A 14009-nucleotide genomic window follows, 5' to 3' on the forward strand; every position below is an offset into this window, starting at 1 on the left:
ACCTCGGCCTCGACGTCCTCGCCCACGCCCGCGGAGACAAGCCCGCCGACACCACCGAACCCACCGAGGAGGTCACACCCGCCCTGACCGCATAGCCCCGCGAGGAATCACGCGGCGACCTCGTTACACCACGCCTCTGGACTTGACCTCGCATCGATAAGCACCGACTTCACTTTCGACGACTTCAAGAGTTCGCGGTCTTCATTCGAAAGCCTTTCCAGCAGAACCGAGTTCGGGTCGTTGGCCTTCGCCATCGCCTTCTCGATGGCGGCCGCACTCGTGTCCGGTGCGGCCGGCGCCGACTCGCTCGATGCGGCGTTCGCCGGAGCGAACCCGATGGCCAGCATCGCGGCCGCAGCCACCACCCCGAGAGACTTCTTCATTGACATCACAGAACTTCCCCTCTGCTGCAATGGATTGGTGAATCCCACGCACCGTACCTACCGGCCAGCCCGTTTGCCGGTCGAGGACGCTTCGGTCCGCTAGGCGGGGGCGCCAGCCTGCGCGTCACACCAGTAGTCCGTGACCGTCTTTCCGACGGAAGATCGTCCTCGATCGCTAATGGCGGCGCAAGTCGGTACGGGTCTAGAAGTTCGGTCCGATCTCGATGCTGCCGACGACGGTCCCGTCCGCCGCGTATCCGGTCAGGACGGGGCGGGGGCTGCCAGGCTCTGGTTTCGGGAACCAGCCGAAGAAGCTGCCGTCCGCGAGGATCGTGGGCAGCACCTGCCCTGTGCTCGTGCACAGTTCGGCGCGCACCGCAGTTCCTGCTACTGCGTCGTAGACGAGTTCCTTCGGAAGCACCTCGCTGCCACCGTCGCCGAAGGTCGCGACCATCGTGCCGGCGCCGTCGCCGAATCCGCCTTCACCGTCATGCCTGCACCGGCTACCCAGGTCAGTGAACTCCGACGGGCCGGGGTCCGCGGCCCCAGCGGCGCTCTCGAACACCGAGGTCACGCACCGCTGGCTGCCGGCACCGCGGGCCTCGAAAACGCTGAATACGGTGCCGTCCGGTCCGGGGATGGAGGCGATCCGCTCGGCGGTGGCCGGGTCCACCGCGGTCGCCCCCGGCTCCGGTGCCGCTTCTTTCCAGAAGTAGTAGTGGTCGGTGAACGCCTTCGGCATCAGCCCGGTGGCGGCGGCCGCGCACGCGCCGAGGGCGCCCACCGCGAACAGCGCCGCCGTCAGAGCCACCGCACCGACCCGCCTGGACCGCACCGCGGGAGCCGTCGGCGCGGAGGTGGTCGCCATGATGCGGGCCTGTTCGGCGGCCTGCACATGCTGCGGCCACAGTCGGTCGGCTCCGGTGTCGGGTCGCATGGCTTCGAGGGTCTTCAACAGGTCCTTCGTCATCGGATGCTCCTCGGTTCGGTGGTGGCCCGCAGAGGGATTGGGGCGGTGGATTCGGTGCCGGGTCCGGTCTGCAAACGTCGTCGGGCGCGAAACAGCCGCACGTGCATGGCCGGGACGGAACAGCCCATGACGTGGGCGGCCTCGGTGGCGCTCAATCCGTCCCACGCGGTCAGGAGCAGGGCCTCACGCTCCGTCGAGGTCAGGGTTGCCAGGGCCTCGAGTACTTCGGCTCGGTCGGTGACGGCGATGTCGGCGCCCGGCGTCGACATCGCGACGTGTTCCATGCGGGCCACCTTCTCGGTCAACGCGTCGCGTCGGCGGTCACCGCGGCGGTGATTGGACACTATGTTGCGTGCGACCCCTAGCAGCCAGGGCAGCGCCTTTTCAGGGACCTCCGGTAGCCGTCGCCACGCGACCATGAACGTCTCGGACACCACCTCCTGTGCGGTGTGGTGGTCCACGTGTCGGCAGGCATACGCGGACACCCGCCCGACATAGTCGCCCCACAGTGCGGTGAACCGCACGACATCCCCCGGTGCCGGTGAACCCGGCTGTTCCTCTCCCATACCAAGTAGTGTCCGGCCGCGTGCCGATTCTTACGGCCGCCGCCGACATCGGCTGCCGGCTGCGCTCACCAACACTCGGCGATTGGTCAAAGACCACAGGTCCGGATACTTGGCGAAGGGTGGTCCGCGCGGGCAAGTCCCGCGCCGCCCGAGAAGACAATCGACATGTCGACGACGACGTCGATCGATCCGGGAGCTGGCACAGAGGTTGACGGCAGAACATCGTTCGCCCGGCGCTTGATACGGTGACGAGCGGGCGCACTCGAGGGGGAAACATGCAGCAACCGACTTGGCGGGGAATGACTTTCACGGAGACCATCCGAACCTGGATCCGCTATCAGCGAGCGCGCCTGGCCTGGAGCGTTCCCATCCTTACCTTCGTGGCCGTGATGTTCTACATCAACCTGCGCATCAACTAGACACACCCTGCGCCCGGACACGTCGTGTCTACAACTCGGGGTGACGGAGCGACCTACCACGTCGGTCAGCAGCAGCGTGTCGGACCGCGGCACGAACCACCAAGGGGGAGTCATCACATGCGTAAGGCGCTCGCACTGCTCGGCATCGCCGCCGGCCTCGTCGTCTATATTGCTGCGTTCTTCATCAACGCCCCGATCGAAGTGTGCATCTCGCAGCCGATCCCCCCGTCAGCAATCCCGCCCGGCGCTGACAGCGTGGTGGCAACTCCCGCGATCTCCAGCAAAGCCTGGGTCGTCCTCGTCGCTTCCCGCTGTGAACAGACCTACCCAGCCACAGGCACCCACACCTCCGACCTCATCATCGAATGGGGCCCATCAGCACTGGCCATTGCCGGCCTGATCGTCGCCGCATCATCGCTGTGGATCTGGCTCGGCTACCGCGCCAAAGAATCCGAAGTGGACTTGCCTGCATCCCACCCGTGACGTGCACTCTTCGCAGTCGGGGGTGGGATGCGGGGCTACGGTTCGCCAGCTCGCACGTGCGGACATGCGGGTGGTGATCGACGGCGTGACAGCGGGGCCGGCTCACATGTGGTCAGCGAAGGTGTCCAGGAAGTTCTGCAGTGCGACCATTCCTGCCCCGACCACCACGTAGGTGGTGAGGAAGGCCATGGCCGCGGGGCGAGCGGGCCGATGAAGAAGCCCGATCGCTGCGGCAACCGCGATGCCCGAGACGAGTGGGAGGAACAAGCACACCCAGTACATCGCGCCCGCCGACGGGTGCGGGTCGACCTCCCACACGTCGCGTAGCGCCCTGATGGCGAGCAGGTTGAGCAGCAGCGCCGTCAGTGACCCGGTCGTGATACCGACCAGCATCGATGACCAATTTCCTGTCGACCTCTCCCCCATCACGGTGAGAAGACTAGCGCCGCCGGCATCGCCACGAAGCCGCGCCGAGCAGCGAACTGACCTCGTGTGAGAATCGCCCAGTGACTCCGAAGACGCGCAACCTGCTCGCAGGCCTCGCGGCGGTGGCTGTCGTCGTGGTTGTCGGCGCACTCGTATTCGATCGTCAGGAGACGCGGGCCTATTCGGAGTGCATGGACGGGGCCATGACCACTTTCGGTAGCTATTCGGATTCTCCTGACGCGTCACTACCCGACGGTGGTGTCGTTGACTTCGTCTACGTGTCGGGATGCGACGATGCGAACCGTGTCGGCCTGGTCGTGGCCGGGCTTGGCGTGGTCGCGCTCGTGGCCACGACGGTCCGGTGGTGGGCGCTGCGCTGTTCCTCGGCTTCGCGGGCCGGGCGTGATTGACTACTCGGCTGGGATCAGTTCCTCAGGCTTCATCGGGAAGGGGTACTTCCCTGGCGCATCTTCGACGGATTCGATCAGAAGGCGTCCGTCTCCGTCGTCGCCGATGATGCTGCGAACTGACGCGCCACCTGGGTAAATGCGAACTCGGTCGCCGATCTTCAAAATCGTGCGGGTTCGACGATTCCTAGACCTCCATCCCGTTGAACTCGTACGGGTTCGACGGGAAATGACCGATTCCTGCCAGGTTCCGGACGGGTTTGAGGTCTATCTGCAGTAGCGGGGGCAAACTGATACGGTACGAAACGTGCCGTATCGAAATAGGAGTAGCAGGAACACCGAGGCGGAGGTTCGCCCCGGACGACCGCGTGACCACGCACGTGAGGGCGAGATCCTCGCGTGCGTGCTGGAGCTCCTTGGCGAGGTCGGCTACGACGCGTTGACATTTGAGGCGGTCGCACGCCGCGCCCAGGCGTCGAAGGCGACGTTGTACCGGCGTTGGGAGACGAAACGCGAGATGGTCGTCGCGGCGGTGAAGGCCGGCCCTGCGTCCGGCGGATCCGGCTCCGCGATCGACACGGGATCCCTCCGCGGAGACCTGCTCGCGCTTTGCGAGCGGCTCGACGCCACGATGCGCGCGGCGGACGGATCGATGAGTCTGATGCTGCTCCAGGCCGGCCTCGAGGATCCGGATCTGTGCAGCCACATCGAGGAGGCGACCGGGCCGACCGGCGCGAAGCTCCCGACGTCGGTGCTCGCCGCGGCCATCGGACGGGGCGAACTCGCGGAGAGCGCCCAGCCGTTCCCGTATGAGGAGATCACCGGATCGGTGCTGCTCCTGCGCAGGCTGAACGGGCTTCCTACCGGCCCCGATTATCTGGCCCACCTGGTTGACCACATCCTCGTCCCCGCCCTCCGGGCGAGCGCGACGAACTCAGAGCCACCCGCCCGCGCCATCTTCTCGTGACCGAGGCAGGCGAGCCCCTCATCCATTCACATACCCGAAAGGTGTGCCCATGACGGACCTGACCATCGACGGCTTCGACTACCACCGGATTTCCGGTGAGGGAGGCATCGAGCTGAACGTCGCCGTCGGCGGCAGCGGCGATCCCGTCGTCCTGCTTCACGGCTTCCCGCAGACACACCTCATGTGGCGTCACGTCGCCCGGCGGCTGTCCGAGCGGCATCTGGTGATCGTGCCCGACCTGCGGGGCTACGGCGCGAGCGACAAACCCGAGGAAGCAAGCCCTGAGACCTATTCGAAGCGAACGATGGCGCACGACATCGTCAGCGTCGTGCGCGGCATTGGTCACGACCGGTTCAGCCTGATCGGTCACGACCGCGGTGCTCTCGTCGGTGTCCGGGCCGCTCTGGACCACCCGGAGACTGTCTCCCATTTGGGCATCCTGGACGTGCTGCCGACGATGGACACTTGGGACGTGCTGCACGGCGTCGATGCCGCGGTCGCATGGCACCTCTACCTGATGGCGCAGCCGAAAGGCCTGCCGGAGAGGATGATCGAGGCCGTCGCCGACGACTTCTTCGGGACTTTCCTCGACGCGTGGGACACCGACGGGACGACCTTCCCGCCGGACGTGCGCAGCCACTACGTCGCCAGCTCCTCGCGGGCCGTGCCGTCGATCGTCGCCGACTACCGGGCCACGGCCAGTATCGACCTCGAGATGGACCGAACCGACCGAAAAGCCGGCGCCCAGTTGGCGATGCCTGTGGGCGTGATCTCCCAGGACTGGGGATCACAGCTGGGGTTCGACGCCCTGGCCCTGTGGCAGCAGTGGGCACCGGCCGCCACGTACCAACCGATCGACGCTGGACACTTCATGGCAGAGGAGAAGCCGGAAGAAGTGGCCGCCTTCATCCAGGACTTGCTGGAACGTCCACCCGCCTGAGTCCCGATAAGCACCTTCGGACTCCGAGCCTGTAACTCAATCACCACGCGCCTGGAGAAGATCCCGCCGTACGTCGTGGCGGCATCACCCCCGCAGCGATGATGCGGGGGTACCCCACGATCCCCGAGGCGCGGAGAACTTGTGTCGCCTGCAATCGAGTAGCGGATTCCGTCATGAAGACGCGGATTTCGCAAGCTACACGTCAAAACGACCAGAATTTGAAGGAATCCCACGTAGCCCCACAAGCAGACTGAGATTCACCGCGACCGGCTGAAACGGACTGAAGAGAGCCTCACACTCAGGAACGAACCCGCACCAACTCCGGCATGCTGTGCCACTAACAAGAACCAACTGAGAACGTTATCGGATGAGCCAGGTCACAGGCGCTCCAGAGTGTCGTCACCGTTCGGCGTCGCGCGACCGGTTGGGCGCGCACTATCTGGCTATGGCTGTCTCCGCGACACCACCGACACCGATGCTGGCCACTCTCGGTCGGCCGCCGGTCGGTGAGGGGTGGGCGTTCGAGATGAAGTGGGACGGCCAGCGCGCCGTCACCGAGGATCGCGACGGTGCGGTCCGGTTGTTCAGCCGCAACGGCAACGACATCACCACAGCGTTCCCGGAACTGACCGGCCCAATCGCCGACGCCGTCGACGGCCACGACGTGATCCAGGACGGTGAAGTCGTCGCCCTGGATGAGAAGGGCCGGCCATCGTTCAGCCGGCTGCAGCGCCGGATGCACGTGTTGCGGCCGACGATGCAGCTGCGCAACGCCTTTCCCGTCACCTACTACGTTTTCGACGTCCTGGCGCTCGACGGGGAATCGACGACGGGCCTGCCGTATCCCGAGCGCCGTGCGCTACTCGACGGCCTCGCGCTGACGGGGCGGAGGGTGCAGGTGCCGCCGTTCTGGACCGGTGTCGACGGCGACCGGATGCTCGCGCTGGCCCGCGAGCACCACCTCGAGGGTGTGGTCGCGAAACGGGCCGACTCGACGTACCGGCCCGGTAGGCGGGCTCCGACCTGGGTGAAGACTCCGCTGCGGCGCAACACCGAAGGAGTCATTTGCGGCTGGGTCGACGGCACCGGGGCCGCCCGAGACGGGGTCGGGTCGCTGCTGCTCGGCGCGTACGACGACATTGGTAATACGGGATGTACAAACGTGCGGAATTCGGCGTCTACTCTCGTTTGGCCGATACTTCCCAAGGCGTCGAACAGGTCAATTGTTCGGGCCGACTGGCCGACAGCCGTTCGTCGTCGTGTCGGGCAAGTCAACGTCCCGGCCAAGTGCGAGACCCGTGTCGCGACTCCGCGGGAACCGTTGTGGCCGCTGCCCCGCCATCCAACGGCCCCGGGGCCGCCCTGTAATCATGGTGAAGTCGGCTGGTCGAGGAGTACGGGGTGGCGGAGAAGTTGAGTACAGCGGAGGTCTTGTTGGCGGGCCCGCGTGGGCGTCGAATGCTGCTCAAGTTCGCGTTGGAGGCCGAACGAGTCCGTGGTCTCGAGCAGGACAGCGACTCCCTGCGTTACGCGGTCGTGCTGGCGTCACATCATCTCGAGTCCGGCCGAGAAGATGCGGTGTACGGGCCTGGCGCAGAGGACGTGTGGCGAACCGTATTCACGCCTGATGAGGTGGCCTGCCGCCTGTCCGAGGTGCCGCTTCCCGACGTGACACCGTCCATGCTTCGTTCGGCTCTCGCCGAGGCTGTCGACGCGGCATGGTACTGGCAGGAACCGGAGGGCGAGGACGCCCTCGCCGCTACCGAGCCCGTGCGTCGCGAGCTCGGACGGGTCGCCGAGTACATGGCACGATCACCCCACTCAGATTGGTGGACCACCGCGCTCGTCGCGACTGATCAGTGGTCGGTGTGGTCCTGGGACGACGGCCGTCCGGACTATCTCGCCCGTCCCGAGTCGACCGAGGCTGAACGTCTTCGCATTTGGCGTGAGCGCACCCGCGAGAACGAAGAGCGGGCCGCACGTGATCCGAGCACGAGCTTGTCCGATGGGTGGTGGTCGACACCTCCGACCCGGTCCTCGACACGACTGCTCTTCGATGGGACGCCTGCCGGCTTGTGGTTCGTCGAGGACAGCATGGGATGGAAGCGGGCAGTCACGCGACGAGTCAGCGCCCCAGTCAACTCTCGTGTGTACGAGATAGACCGCGCGCAGGCATGGGCAGAGCTGTGCAGACGGTTCCCCATCGAGGTCACCGCGCAGAAGCGAAACGACTGGTACCTGACCACCGGACGATCGGGGCGATGGGTCATCCCTGACTGGACACGGGTCGCCGACGAGTACGAGGGCGTGCATCTCACCGTGACGGGGTACCTGGCCGCAACTGGGACCGCGATCGATGTCAATGACGACACAGCGAGTGTCATCGCGGGATGGGCGCCCGACGAAACGTACTGGCTCACCGACACCCTCGACATCAACGGCGATTCCCGTACCTGGGTGTGCGACACCAGCGGGAGGCATCCGCTCTGGGCCGAAGAACCGCAGTAGCGACAGCCCTGATCGCGAGCGCCGGAAAGGCCGGTGCCATGCTGGCCAGTGCAGTCGGCTCATACCTCGACCTATCGACATCACGGATGTGACAGAGGCCGGGCCGGCTGGTCTGCATCGGTCGCGTGGGTACCGGTTTCAGTACTACGCTCCGGCGATCGTTGCGCGACCAGCTCGCGTCCCTCGAGAGGGCAACGAGCCCGCTCGCTACTCCGCCCCCGTTACGAGCCGGAGTCGGAAGCCGAGCGGCAGCTCCGGACCGTGAAGTGGGGCCCCTAGCGGATTGGCTCAGCCTTCCGGCTGACCCCGTGCTGTGTCAGACCGGTGYTCCTTCAACGTCGTGTGCTGATTCGGCTTTCGTTCCGTCTGGCCACCAGTTCCAGCGTCCGAGGAGTTTCATGAAAGCCGGTACGAGGATCATCCTGACCACGATCGCGTCGAGTGCGATAGCGACGGCTAGTGCAACACCGAACTGCTGGAGTTCCAGAACGTGTGCTGTGACGAAGCTGCCGAAGACAACGACCATGATTGCGGCCGCAGCAGTGATAGGGCGTGCGGTGTGCTGCACTCCGTCGGCGACGGCCTCTGTGTTCCGGAGCGAGGGTGGCTCGATTTCGCCACTCGAGTCCCAGGCCTCCTTCATCCGGCCGATCAGGAACACCTCGTAGTCCATCGACAGGCCGAACAGGATGACGAACACGGTGATCGGTAGGTACACCTGGAGGAATCCGACCTCGGCGAAGCCGAGTACATCTGATCCCCAGCCCCATTGGAAGACGGCGACGGTGACGCCGATTGCTGCTCCGGTGGCCAGCAGGTTCATCGCAACCGCTTTCAGCGGGATCACGATGCTTCGCAGCACCACACCGAGAAAGACAACCGAGAGTAGAAGCACCAGCCCCACCACCATCGGGAACTTTCCGGTTGCTTCGTCTGAGAGGTCGACGAACTCGGCGGTGGTGCCTCCGATGACCACCCGAGGGTCACCCGCAGGCGTGACGAACTGCCCAGTCGCATCCCGGAGATCACGGACGAGATCGAACGCGTCGGTCGAGTCAACAGGCACCGCGGGGATCGTAATGGTCAGCTCACGTCCACCCGACCGCTGGGAAGGAAGTACCTCGAGGATCCGTGGATCGTCCTTCATCAGCTGGGCAACTTCCGACGAGGCCGATTGACCGGCATCGGTGTCGACAACCAGAATCGGCGCGACGAGTCCCGGGGAAAAGTCCCGCTGCAAGATTTCGGCGGCCTGCCCGGAGGGGGCCGCCCCGAGCGCACCGGTCCCCATGTTGATGCCGTACTGCATCGATGTGACAGGCCACGCAAGCAGCACCAGAACGAGCACACCACCAGTACCGAACAGGACTGGCCTGCGCATCACGACCCGCACCCACCGAGACCACCACGTCGAACCCGCGCTCTCCGAGGACATCTCGAATCCCCGAAGCAGCCGAGGAAGGTGCCCCCGATCCAGTGCCGGTCCCAGTGCCGCCAGCAGCGCCGGCAGCAGAGTCAACGCCGTGATCAGCACCGCGATCACGGCCGCGCTCACTCCCAACGCCATCTGGCGGAACACTGGCGAATTGACCAGCAACAATGAACTCATCGCGATGACGACGATCAGACCGGACGCCGCGATCGTGCGTCCGGTCGTCCGCAGAGTCGTGGACATCGACGCTGCGATCCCTTCGAGGTCCTTCCGGTCGCTCACGTCGTTTCCGGCGAGTTCTTCGCGGAACCTGCTGACGATGAACAGCGAGTAGTCGATACCGATGCCGGTCCCGATCATCGTCACGACTGCGAGAAGGAGGGCGTCGACCGATGATCCGCCGCTGGTGGCCGCGATGAGGCCGAATGCGGCCAGCAAGCCGACCCCCGCGACAGCCAGCGGGACAAGGCCGGCGCACAGGGCGCCTAATGCCAGTACCAGCACTACCAGCGCAACAGGAACACCGAGCGATTCAGCCCGCAAAGCGTCGGCCTTCTCAACTTTGACGAGATCATTTGTCAACGGGGATGATCCGGTGACAGCGACCGACACCTCTGGCGGCGCCGAGCGGTCCACGATTGCTTGGATGTCGCGGGCGGTGGCCGCGTTCTCCCTGGGCGACCCGTCCAAGCTCAACGCAGCGAACGCCGACCGCTTATCTGCCGAGACCTGCTTCTGTGCACCGAGATCGAACGGCCCGAGGACTCCCGAGACACCTTGGTGGCCAAGAACTTCTGCGAGGGTCGCGCCCACGGCATCTCGGAAGACGCCGTCGTCGGTGATCGAGGACTCGGAATGAAAGACGATGACATCCTGCTCTGTACCCAGCGCAGGAAAGCTCTCGATAAGGCTCTGCCGGACAGTAGCGGAATCCGACCCTGGAACCCCGTAGTCGGGTCCGCTCAGGTCACCCGACATGCCGACGTAAGCGATGCCGCCACACGCTGCGACGATTACCCAGACAACAATCACCCACCAGCGCAGTCGAGTAACGGTCTGTCCCCACCACCCGAAGACGCCGTCGACGGCTCCTTGCTTAGTGCCATTCGCCACGTCTTACCTCCCGGGAGCCTCGCCCATCGGGGGACGAGATCAGATAGCGGTGAGATGCTGAACCCCTTGCCGCGAGAAACGTCCTGGTATCAGATGATTCGGAAACCAGGACGCGGGCAGCTTCGCCTGCACGAGCGTTACTCAGGCCGGGGGACGGACTCTCCGGGCGGGGACGGTGTAAACGTCGCTGGTCGTGGCGAGTTCGTTGCTGCCGGCTACAGAGGGAGTGCCGGCGCGCAGGTTCACCGCCCAGTTCAGCGCCCCGAGCGGTCCGCACCCGCTGGCGGCGGGAACGGCAAAGGTGTCGTCGGTGTGCGACACGTTCGGGAACACAGCCCCCTGGTATGCGCCACCGATCGGCCGCGATGGAGGGTTGCCGGTCGTAGCCAGATTCAGTATTACGGGATTAGATTCCGAGCCGAGGTAGCAACTGCCACCGAGAAGCGGGTTCTCGAGCTTCAGGCGGACGGGCATCGACACCTTGAGGTCGAGCACGTCGACAGACGGGATACCAACCGGCTCGACCGTGGCCGCGATCTGGGTGAGATTGAGCGGGGTGTCGATGCCGAGCGCGCCCCCGGGAATGGAGATCGGGTTGGAGAAGACCCCACTGGTACCCATCTGAGGAACGAAGATCTCCTCAAAGTTACCGTCGGGGTCAGGCGTTCCGTACTTGACGCCGCCAGCGATCTTCAGGCCTCCGTCAGGGATAGGTACCTTCAACCCGCCGATCCTCATGTCGCCGCCCCGGACCACCACCGTGGCGCAGGTACTAACTGCTGGGTCCTCAACGGGGCAGGTGCCCCAGCCGTCGAAGGTGAGGGGAGTGCCTTCCTGGGCGCCGGAGGAGCCCAGTGACCCAGTATCGGTGCTACCGAGGGATCCGGTGCCGAGGCTGCCGAGTGAGCGTGACGACCCATCGCTTCCCGATGAGCCTCCGTCCTGCGCGAAGGCGATACCGCCGCCGATCACCGAGATTGCCGCGGCCAAGGCCACCGTCGGAATCACCCTCGCCCGGACTTTGCTGACGTTCATTTCTCGACCCCTGATCGATCTCGACTGGACAGTCCCCTGCGCCCGTTCCGGTGGATCCGATCGCGCCAGGAAAGCTCCACGACGCGCCGCCACACGACCGAGCAAGCGCCTGAACGCGGACGCTACCGACAAGCCGGACGCCCTGTATCACGAATCGAGAAACTAACCGGTCAGGCGGTATGCAGAATCAATCCCTGGCGATTGGGTTCAAGTGCAGCGCACTGCACCGCTGCCGCATTTCGGCGTTGTGGGCACCGACGTGGTCAACGCCGTGAGCAATCGAAGTGGGCCCGTATCGAACTTCGAATCCGGACCTGTTCTTCCCAGAGGCCACGGAGAGGAAGAAGTCGGTGCAGGGGTCAGCATCTGCATGACCTGCCCGGTACTCACACCGTGCCGATCACACGCACTCCACGGGCCCGAGCGGTTCGGCATCTGGGGCGGAACGACACCGACCGAACGCGCACGGCTGTGAAGAGACAACTCCACGGCCGCATAAACACCGAGGCCGGGCTTGCATCAGCAAGCCCGGCCTTTTCGGTGTGCAGTAACACTCGATGAGAACTCTCGATATGGACATAACGGTTACGCAAGAACACATTCACCTGATCAAGGAGTCCCGACATGGCCCTGCCGACTCTCTCCGGACGGCGTACCGGTGTCGTTCTCGCGATGGCCTGCGCCGCGATTGTGCTCGGCTCGTCACCCGCCGGCGCCGAGCCCGCCAGCCCGTCGATTCCTCGCGGCGGCCTCGCGGCCGTCAACGACGTGCTCGTCCCGCAGGACCCCGGCTTCTGGAACCCCGAAGTCCGCGGAACCCGTGTACTGACTCCGATCCGCCCCGGGGAAACGGTGTACTGCGTGAGCGGCTACGAAACGCCGCCCGGGTGCGCCACACTCGATAAGCACTGGTCCTCGCCGCAGCGCGACCTCGTGTTCGTCGACGTACCCATGATTGGGCGGTCACCAGTGCGCGTGTGGATGGACATCCTCCCCCGCCTCAATGAAGGTTCTCTCGGTCAACTGCTGCAACGCTTCTTCGCTCGGTGACACAGGGCCGACATGCGTCGGTGTCAGTCGCGTGATCGCGGGTGTGAGGTCCGCGGCCGATGAGCGGGCGCTACTCCAAATCCGAAGACCGTGCCTCCGGATTCGGGCCGGGGTTCGGTCGAGCCCCGAGCCATGTCGTGTTGAGTAGCGGCCCACTCCTCGCCGCCGAACCGACCGTAGCGCGAGCCGCTGACAGGCCAAGTCGACCCGCCCTTCCTATGCAACGACCTATGCCGGACCAACATGCCGGAGGGGACGACTCGGTCATTCGCCAGCGTTGGTCGCGTTTCGCCGACCCACGGACGACTGAAACCGGTTGTGACTTTCAGCGATAAGTGGCGCGGTTCTGACGGACGAAAGTGGCGGAGCTATTGCAGCTACACTCGTCGATCCCGGATGGCCCCGAACAGGTGATTCACGGTCGGGGTCACCAGTCGTGGACGTAGGCTGACAGCATCCTTCGGCCAGCGCCGGTGTTCGTGACCAGGAGCGGGCCACCAGGCAGGGAGGTCCGTCGATGAGACCACGCCACCGTCTGCGCCGAGCATCCATCGTCGTCGGCACCGGCCTAGCACTGGTCCTCGGGGCACAGCCGGCCGACGCCGCACCGACCGACACCGTCTTCCCCATTCCCATCGCCGGGATCAGCGTCAGCACGACCGGACTCCCGAGCTCGGGCTACTCCTACCCGACCGCCACCACCGACCCAGACACTCCAGGAGTGACCCGCCTGGGGCTGCCGTACGCCGGTGTCCACGTCCACTGGCGGAACATCTCCACCGGTGCAGCGGGTGTCGCATACCTCGACCACCCCGGCGGCACATCGGTCGAGACAGGTTCCGGGACGGTCGTCGCCGTGGCCACGGCGCCCGGTGGGGTCGACGGGATCAACTATCGGATATTCGTCATCACGCCCGGCGCCGGTGTCTGGACGGTCCCCTGACCGACTCGCCTGCCGCCCCTCGGACCGGCTGGAGCTGCTCGAGGCGTTGAGCGGGGCCTCACCGGCACGGCCGCACCGCCGACGCCGGCACCCACTGATCCATTTCAGAAGGCCTCGACCATTGCCTGTCGGGATCGAGAACTGAGCTCACTCGGGGCCTGGTGAGCGAGAGACCCGCGCGCCCTCCCGAACCGCGGGGCCGTCGCCTACGGAACGTAGACGGTTGCGAAGCCCGGTGTGGTCGTGCCAGGTTCGGGTATGACGGTGACGACGACCTGCCCGGTCCCGGTCGGCAGGATTGCCGCCGGGTAGCCGTACTGGGCGACCGACATCCGGGCGGAGCCGGCAGCTCCGCTCGACAGGTTCA

The 14009-nt window shown here is 65.5% G+C and carries 15 protein-coding genes and 1 pseudogene; 10 read left to right on the top strand and 6 right to left on the bottom strand.

The genetic code is table 11. The features are described from left to right. Positions 1 to 107: 107 nt before the first annotated feature. From AB4Z09_RS27525 to AB4Z09_RS27535, 3 genes are all read right to left on the bottom strand, one after another. A complete protein-coding gene (locus AB4Z09_RS27525; RefSeq protein WP_442241216.1) occupies positions 108 to 383 on the bottom strand; it encodes a hypothetical protein in 276 nt (91 codons plus the stop codon). A 202-nt stretch (positions 384 to 585) separates the two neighbouring features. Beyond that, entirely contained in the window at positions 586 to 1353 is a 768-nt protein-coding gene (locus AB4Z09_RS27530) for a hypothetical protein (RefSeq protein ID WP_174910193.1), read from the bottom strand. Beyond that, the gene (locus AB4Z09_RS27535) at positions 1350 to 1919 is read right to left on the bottom strand and encodes an RNA polymerase sigma factor (protein WP_174910191.1); all 570 of its coding nucleotides are present in this window, start codon (positions 1917 to 1919) and stop codon (positions 1350 to 1352) included. Before AB4Z09_RS27535 ends, AB4Z09_RS27530 begins: the two co-directional genes overlap by 4 nt. A 536-nt stretch (positions 1920 to 2455) precedes the next feature. Between AB4Z09_RS27535 and AB4Z09_RS27540 the strand changes: the two genes are divergently transcribed. Continuing rightward, on the top strand, positions 2456 to 2821 hold the full coding sequence (locus tag AB4Z09_RS27540; protein WP_174910189.1) for a hypothetical protein: 366 nt from the start codon (positions 2456 to 2458) through the stop codon (positions 2819 to 2821). Between the two features lie 102 nt (positions 2822 to 2923). Here the strand turns inward: AB4Z09_RS27540 and AB4Z09_RS27545 are convergent, their stop codons facing one another. Further along, positions 2924 to 3214: a hypothetical protein gene (locus AB4Z09_RS27545; protein WP_174910188.1), complete on the bottom strand. Its 291-nt coding sequence runs from the start codon at positions 3212 to 3214 to the stop codon at positions 2924 to 2926. Between the two features lie 113 nt (positions 3215 to 3327). Between AB4Z09_RS27545 and AB4Z09_RS27550 the strand changes: the two genes are divergently transcribed. The 6 genes and pseudogenes from AB4Z09_RS27550 to AB4Z09_RS27575 all read left to right on the top strand — a co-directional run. Continuing rightward, positions 3328 to 3657 (top strand): DUF2029 domain-containing protein, encoded by a 330-nt coding sequence (locus AB4Z09_RS27550; protein ID WP_114723123.1) that lies wholly within the window; start codon positions 3328 to 3330, stop codon positions 3655 to 3657. Positions 3658 to 4057: 400 nt separating this feature from the next. Further along, on the top strand, positions 4058 to 4621 hold the full coding sequence (locus tag AB4Z09_RS27555; protein ID WP_254622927.1) for a TetR/AcrR family transcriptional regulator: 564 nt from the start codon (positions 4058 to 4060) through the stop codon (positions 4619 to 4621). A 49-nt stretch (positions 4622 to 4670) separates the two neighbouring features. Beyond that, complete coding sequence (locus AB4Z09_RS27560) at positions 4671 to 5561, top strand: alpha/beta fold hydrolase (RefSeq protein ID WP_114723121.1); 891 nt, start codon at positions 4671 to 4673, stop codon at positions 5559 to 5561. Positions 5562 to 6006: 445 nt separating this feature from the next. Continuing rightward, positions 6007 to 6978, top strand: a complete 972-nt coding sequence (locus AB4Z09_RS27565) for an ATP-dependent DNA ligase (protein WP_254622926.1) — start codon at positions 6007 to 6009, stop codon at positions 6976 to 6978. A gap of 41 nt (positions 6979 to 7019) precedes the next feature. Continuing rightward, on the top strand, positions 7020 to 8069 hold the full coding sequence (locus AB4Z09_RS27570) for a hypothetical protein (protein ID WP_174914692.1): 1050 nt from the start codon (positions 7020 to 7022) through the stop codon (positions 8067 to 8069). A 107-nt stretch (positions 8070 to 8176) separates the two neighbouring features. Further along, positions 8177 to 8281: pseudogene (locus AB4Z09_RS27575) on the top strand (ATP-dependent DNA ligase); the annotation flags it as partial. A 104-nt stretch (positions 8282 to 8385) separates the two neighbouring features. Here the strand turns inward: AB4Z09_RS27575 and AB4Z09_RS27580 are convergent. Together AB4Z09_RS27580 and AB4Z09_RS27585 are read right to left on the bottom strand one after the other, a co-directional pair. Beyond that, positions 8386 to 10614: an MMPL family transporter gene (locus tag AB4Z09_RS27580; RefSeq protein WP_442241217.1), complete on the bottom strand. Its 2229-nt coding sequence runs from the start codon at positions 10612 to 10614 to the stop codon at positions 8386 to 8388. 141 nt (positions 10615 to 10755) lie between these two features. Further along, positions 10756 to 11649 carry a hypothetical protein gene (locus AB4Z09_RS27585; RefSeq protein WP_442241218.1) on the bottom strand — a complete coding sequence of 298 codons (894 nt, stop codon included), beginning with the start codon at positions 11647 to 11649 and terminating at the stop codon, positions 10756 to 10758. A gap of 271 nt (positions 11650 to 11920) precedes the next feature. Here AB4Z09_RS27585 and AB4Z09_RS27590 point away from each other — a divergent pair, with 271 nt between their 5' ends. From AB4Z09_RS27590 to AB4Z09_RS27600, 3 genes are all read left to right on the top strand, one after another. Beyond that, on the top strand, positions 11921 to 12124 hold the full coding sequence (locus tag AB4Z09_RS27590) for a WhiB family transcriptional regulator (protein WP_442241220.1): 204 nt from the start codon (positions 11921 to 11923) through the stop codon (positions 12122 to 12124). A 149-nt stretch (positions 12125 to 12273) separates the two neighbouring features. Beyond that, entirely contained in the window at positions 12274 to 12699 is a 426-nt protein-coding gene (locus AB4Z09_RS27595) for a hypothetical protein (RefSeq protein WP_174910178.1), read from the top strand. Positions 12700 to 13216: 517 nt separating this feature from the next. Further along, complete coding sequence (locus AB4Z09_RS27600) at positions 13217 to 13642, top strand: hypothetical protein (RefSeq protein ID WP_442241219.1); 426 nt, start codon at positions 13217 to 13219, stop codon at positions 13640 to 13642. Positions 13643 to 14009 lie beyond the last annotated feature (367 nt).

The sequence above is a fragment of the Rhodococcus sp. TAF43 genome (genome assembly GCF_052113525.1).
Lineage (GTDB): Bacteria > Actinomycetota > Actinomycetes > Mycobacteriales > Mycobacteriaceae > Prescottella.

Coding starts and splice junctions, on each gene's coding strand:
- AB4Z09_RS27560 (WP_114723121.1), top strand. CDS start 4,671: ATGACGGACCTGACCATCGACGGCTTCGACTACCACCGGATTTCCGGT.
- AB4Z09_RS27525 (WP_442241216.1), bottom strand. CDS start 383: ATGAAGAAGTCTCTCGGGGTGGTGGCTGCGGCCGCGATGCTGGCCATC.
- AB4Z09_RS27545 (WP_174910188.1), bottom strand. CDS start 3,214: ATGCTGGTCGGTATCACGACCGGGTCACTGACGGCGCTGCTGCTCAAC.
- AB4Z09_RS27530 (WP_174910193.1), bottom strand. CDS start 1,353: ATGACGAAGGACCTGTTGAAGACCCTCGAAGCCATGCGACCCGACACC.
- AB4Z09_RS27570 (WP_174914692.1), top strand. CDS start 7,020: ATGCTGCTCAAGTTCGCGTTGGAGGCCGAACGAGTCCGTGGTCTCGAG.
- AB4Z09_RS27600 (WP_442241219.1), top strand. CDS start 13,217: ATGAGACCACGCCACCGTCTGCGCCGAGCATCCATCGTCGTCGGCACC.
- AB4Z09_RS27540 (WP_174910189.1), top strand. CDS start 2,456: ATGCGTAAGGCGCTCGCACTGCTCGGCATCGCCGCCGGCCTCGTCGTC.
- AB4Z09_RS27585 (WP_442241218.1), bottom strand. CDS start 11,649: ATGAACGTCAGCAAAGTCCGGGCGAGGGTGATTCCGACGGTGGCCTTG.
- AB4Z09_RS27535 (WP_174910191.1), bottom strand. CDS start 1,919: ATGGGAGAGGAACAGCCGGGTTCACCGGCACCGGGGGATGTCGTGCGG.
- AB4Z09_RS27565 (WP_254622926.1), top strand. CDS start 6,007: ATGGCTGTCTCCGCGACACCACCGACACCGATGCTGGCCACTCTCGGT.
- AB4Z09_RS27595 (WP_174910178.1), top strand. CDS start 12,274: ATGGCCCTGCCGACTCTCTCCGGACGGCGTACCGGTGTCGTTCTCGCG.